The sequence below is a fragment of the Pseudodesulfovibrio sp. JC047 genome (assembly GCF_010468615.1).
Lineage (GTDB): Bacteria > Desulfobacterota > Desulfovibrionia > Desulfovibrionales > Desulfovibrionaceae > Pseudodesulfovibrio.
The window spans coordinates 1-372 of sequence record NZ_WUEH01000102.1; the positions used below are offsets into that span (position 1 = coordinate 1).

Sequence of the window (372 nt, forward strand, 5' to 3'; positions counted from 1 at the left end):
TCCAGAATGGCTGCATCCTACAGCGATCTCATGGCCTTTTGAAGCATGGGGTATGGACATCATAGGTCCTATCTCTCCCCCTTCAAGCAAAGGTCATCGCTTCATCTTCGCCGCTACGGATTATTTCTCCAAGTGGTCAGAAGCATTTGCGTTCAACGAAATGAAGACCTCATCAGTTCTTCAGTTCTTACGCACCAACATCATTTGTCGTTTCGGCATACCCAAAAGATTCATCCATGATAACGGACCACAATTCCGGGATCAACGATTCTACAGGTTCTGCGACAAATACAAAATCCAAAGCTGTCCTTCAACTCCATACAATCCGGCAGCAAACGGATTAGCAGAAGCTTTCAACAAGACACTCTGCGA

The 372-nt window shown here is 46.0% G+C and carries 1 protein-coding gene; it reads left to right on the top strand.

Annotation, left to right across the window (positions count from 1 at the left end):
* Positions 1–52: 52 nt before the first annotated feature.
* Positions 53–372: DDE-type integrase/transposase/recombinase (locus GO013_RS16800; protein ID WP_163813195.1), on the top strand; the 320-nt coding region annotated here is incomplete at its 3' end.